The organism is Dietzia sp. DQ11-71, from assembly GCF_014144995.1.
GTDB lineage: Bacteria > Actinomycetota > Actinomycetes > Mycobacteriales > Mycobacteriaceae > Dietzia > Dietzia kunjamensis.
Genome location: NZ_JAALDT010000220.1, coordinates 1 through 3122 on the forward strand (window position 1 = coordinate 1; position 3122 = coordinate 3122).

The following is a 3122-nucleotide window of genomic DNA, read 5'->3' on the forward strand; positions in this document are numbered from 1 at the left end:
CCGGGCGTGCCACGCCGCCTCGGCCACGCCCTGGCGCATGCCCGCCGCCGCGCCGAGCACGCAGTCCAGGCGGGTCCGGCCGACCATCTCGATGATCGTGCGCACCCCGCGGCCGGGTTCGCCGACCATCCAGCCGAGCGTGCCGTCGAACTCCACCTCCGAGGACGCGTTGGACTTGTTGCCCAGCTTGTCCTTGAGACGCTGCACGAGGAACGGGTTCTGCTCGCCGCCGGGCAGGACCCGCGGGACGAGGAAGCAGCTCAGGCCGGCCGGCGCCTGCGCCAGGACGAGGAACGCGTCCGACTGCGGGGCCGAGCAGAACCACTTGTGCCCGCGCAGGACGTGGCAGTCACCGTCACCGACGGGCTCGGCGGTGGTGGTGTTGGCGCGGACGTCCGAGCCGCCTTGCTTCTCGGTCATGGCCATCCCGAACAGCACGCCCGACTTGGTGGCGGGGTCGCGCAGCTCAGGGTCGTACACCGTCGACAGCAGCGCCGGCTCCCACTCGGCGGCCAGCTCGGGGCTCAACCGCAGCGACGGGACCACCGCGTGCGTCATCGACAGCGGGCACCCGTGGCCGGCCTCGATCTGCGACACCAGCATGAACCCCACGGCCCGCTCGACGTTCGCCCCCGGCCCCGGGTCGGCCCACGCCGAGGTGTGCAGCCCGCGGGACACCGAGTACTCCATGATCCGGTGGTAGGCGGGGTGGAACTCGATCTCGTCGACCCGGTTGCCCCACCGGTCGTGCGCGCGGTGCACCGGCGTGAGGGTGTTGGCCAGCTCCGCGTCGTGTTGGTACTGCTCGGTGCCCACGTGGCGGCCGATCTCGTGGAACCTCTCGACGCGGGCGTGCGGCGAGAACACCGCGACGGCCTCCTGCAGTGCCGGGTTGAGGGCGTACTCGTCCACGTCCACGCGGGGCGGCGCCTGGTTGAGGACCACGTGGGTACTGCGGTGTCGGGTCGAGGACATGGGTGCTCCCCTCTAGTTCTTGAGATGCTCAGTTCTTGAAATACATAAGCTGCGTGCCCGTGGCGAGCAGCGTGCCGTCGCGGCTCCACAGGCGCGCGGCCTCGTCGTGGTAGTTGCCGTGGAACCGGTGCGAGTGCACGCTGCCGAGCAGGAAGTCCGTGCCCTGGGCGGCGATCTCGTCGGCGGTGGCCAGGAAGTGGATCGTCAACGTCACCGTGCCCGCCGGGACCGGCCGACCGAGCCGGAGGAACGACCTCGGGAAGAACGAATCACACAGGGACGCCAGTGCGAGATGGTCGAGTCCGCGGGGCTGGACGTCGCGGATCCACATCGTCGTCGTCGACTCCGGTTGCTCCTCACCGGAGGCCACGTCGTCCCACCCACCGGTGACGAACCGCATGTCGTAGTTGTCCACCCACCGCACCCCGCGGTCCGACGTGGCGGCGGTGAGCTCCTCCGGCGCGGGGACGGCCGGCGGGGCGGTCTCGGTCTCCGACCACGTCTCGCGGCGCAGGCCGGTGATCGCGGTGGCGGTGGTGACGACCTCGTCGCCCTGGCGCATCTCCACCCACCAGTGCTGGTTGGAGCGGTTGGTGCGGGCGGGGCGGGCCTCGATCTCGAACTCGCCCTCGGCGACCGGCCCGGCGTAGTTGAGGGTCAGCGCGAGCGGGTCGCCGTGCTTCTCGGGGTGCTGCAGGATCGCGCCCAGCATGGTGGCCGCGGTGATGCCGCCGAACGGCCCGACCATGTTGGCCCACGCGGCGTGGGTGCGGCCGCGGAAGAGGTTCTCGCCGATCGGCTCCAGCGCGACCGCCTCGTCGAACACGTGGGTGGGGGCGTCCTGACCGGTCACGGGACCTCCTGTGGGGCGAGGGGATGGGTGCGGGGGTGGGCGCGAAGATGGGCGCGGGCTCACCGTACCGAGGAGAGGGGCGACGACGACGAGGAACGCCCGCCACCGGGGATCGTCCGGCTTTTCTCGGGGTTGCGAGGCAGCGGCCGCGCAGGTGGGGCGGGTGAAATCAGTTGACACTCTTGACGTCGTTTATATAGTAAAGACGACCTCACAATGTGTGGCTCCGAACGTGCAGGAGACGCGCGATGACTGGACTGCCCGAGTTCGCCGCCTCGAGAACGCTGATCGCTGCCGCCGCGGCGCTCGCCGCCGTGCTCGTCGTGGCGTTCGGCGTGGTGGCTATCGTCAGACCCGGAGACCAGCGCTCGGAACCGGTGGCCACCGACGCCACGACGTCCTCCCCTGCGACCTCGCCCTCGTCGCCCCGCATGTCGCGGCTCATGCCGCGCTCCTCGGCGCCGGAGGTCACCGGGATGCTCGAGGTGTCGGGACCGGAGTGCGATGCCGGGGTGATCAACTCCGACCTGTTGTACCCGAACAGCGGCGCGCGGATCATCGACTGCGGGTCCGGGTGGGCGGTCATGGCCAGCGCGGTGTCGGGCGACCCCTACTGGGTCGCGTATTCGGACGGCAGGTGGCGCAGGGTCGGGAGGATATCGATCTACGCGGGAACCTGCTCGGACGAGGCGATCGCCCGGGGCGCCCCGGCGTGGATGGCGAGCAAGCACCTGGGGGACTGCTCGTCACGGGGCCGGAGCGCCCCGCCGGCGCTGGGGGCGGCGACGGTCGCGTCCACGCCCACGCCTCGCGCGACGACCGTGTCCCCGGCCGCGACCTCCCCGACACGCACGAGTACGCGGACCGCGTCGCCGTCGGAAGAGTCCACATCATCGCCGGCCAGCACCACGCGGACCACTGCCACCACGCCGGCGTCCTCCACGCCCACCCAGGTGCCGACATCCACCTCGCCGGGCAATGACGCGGCCGCGGACGGCGGGTAGCGACGCGAAAGGGATCCGGATCGGGCGTCGGTCGGGAGAGAATCTGGATCATGCAGCCAGTCCAGACGCCGACGTTCGCCGAACTCACCGAGGGGCGGATCGCCCCGCCCATGGCCGCCCGCCCGGGCCCGGACCTCGCGGCGGCGGGGTTCACGGAGTCGGAGTGGGCGGCGGCCGGTGAGGCGGTGTCCTACTCGGTCGGCGACCTGCCCACCGACGGGCGCATCCAGCTGGCTCAGGCCGATTCGGCGCCGTTCGCCACCCGGGTGCTGGTCCGCCGCCCCGACGCC

The 3122-nt window shown here is 71.7% G+C and carries 5 protein-coding genes; 1 reads left to right on the top strand and 4 read right to left on the bottom strand.

Annotated features, from left to right (window positions below):
• The 4 genes from G6023_RS08625 to G6023_RS08640 form a co-directional block, all read right to left on the bottom strand.
• Positions 1-975, bottom strand: a 975-nt coding sequence (locus tag G6023_RS08625; protein WP_182635001.1) for an acyl-CoA dehydrogenase family protein, incomplete at its 3' end; no start/stop codon positions are given.
• 28 nt (positions 976-1003) lie between these two features.
• Positions 1004-1828, bottom strand: coding sequence for an acyl-CoA thioesterase (locus G6023_RS08630; RefSeq protein ID WP_159147887.1), 825 nt, complete (start codon positions 1826-1828; stop codon positions 1004-1006).
• A gap of 211 nt (positions 1829-2039) precedes the next feature.
• The gene (locus G6023_RS08635) at positions 2040-2414 is read right to left on the bottom strand and encodes a hypothetical protein (RefSeq protein ID WP_119193462.1); all 375 of its coding nucleotides are present in this window, start codon (positions 2412-2414) and stop codon (positions 2040-2042) included.
• A gap of 78 nt (positions 2415-2492) precedes the next feature.
• Positions 2493-2795 carry a hypothetical protein gene (locus G6023_RS08640; protein WP_182635003.1) on the bottom strand — a complete coding sequence of 101 codons (303 nt, stop codon included), beginning with the start codon at positions 2793-2795 and terminating at the stop codon, positions 2493-2495.
• Positions 2796-2882: 87 nt separating this feature from the next.
• Here G6023_RS08640 and G6023_RS08645 point away from each other — a divergent pair.
• Positions 2883-3122 (top strand): alpha/beta hydrolase domain-containing protein (locus tag G6023_RS08645; protein ID WP_277817518.1); only part of this gene is annotated, 240 nt, incomplete at its 3' end.

Excerpts from the sequence above, each read along its gene's own strand:
- G6023_RS08635 (WP_119193462.1), bottom strand. The coding sequence starts at position 2,414 with ATGACCGCCCACCCGGACCCGCAGTCGATGATCCGCGCGCCGCTGTTC.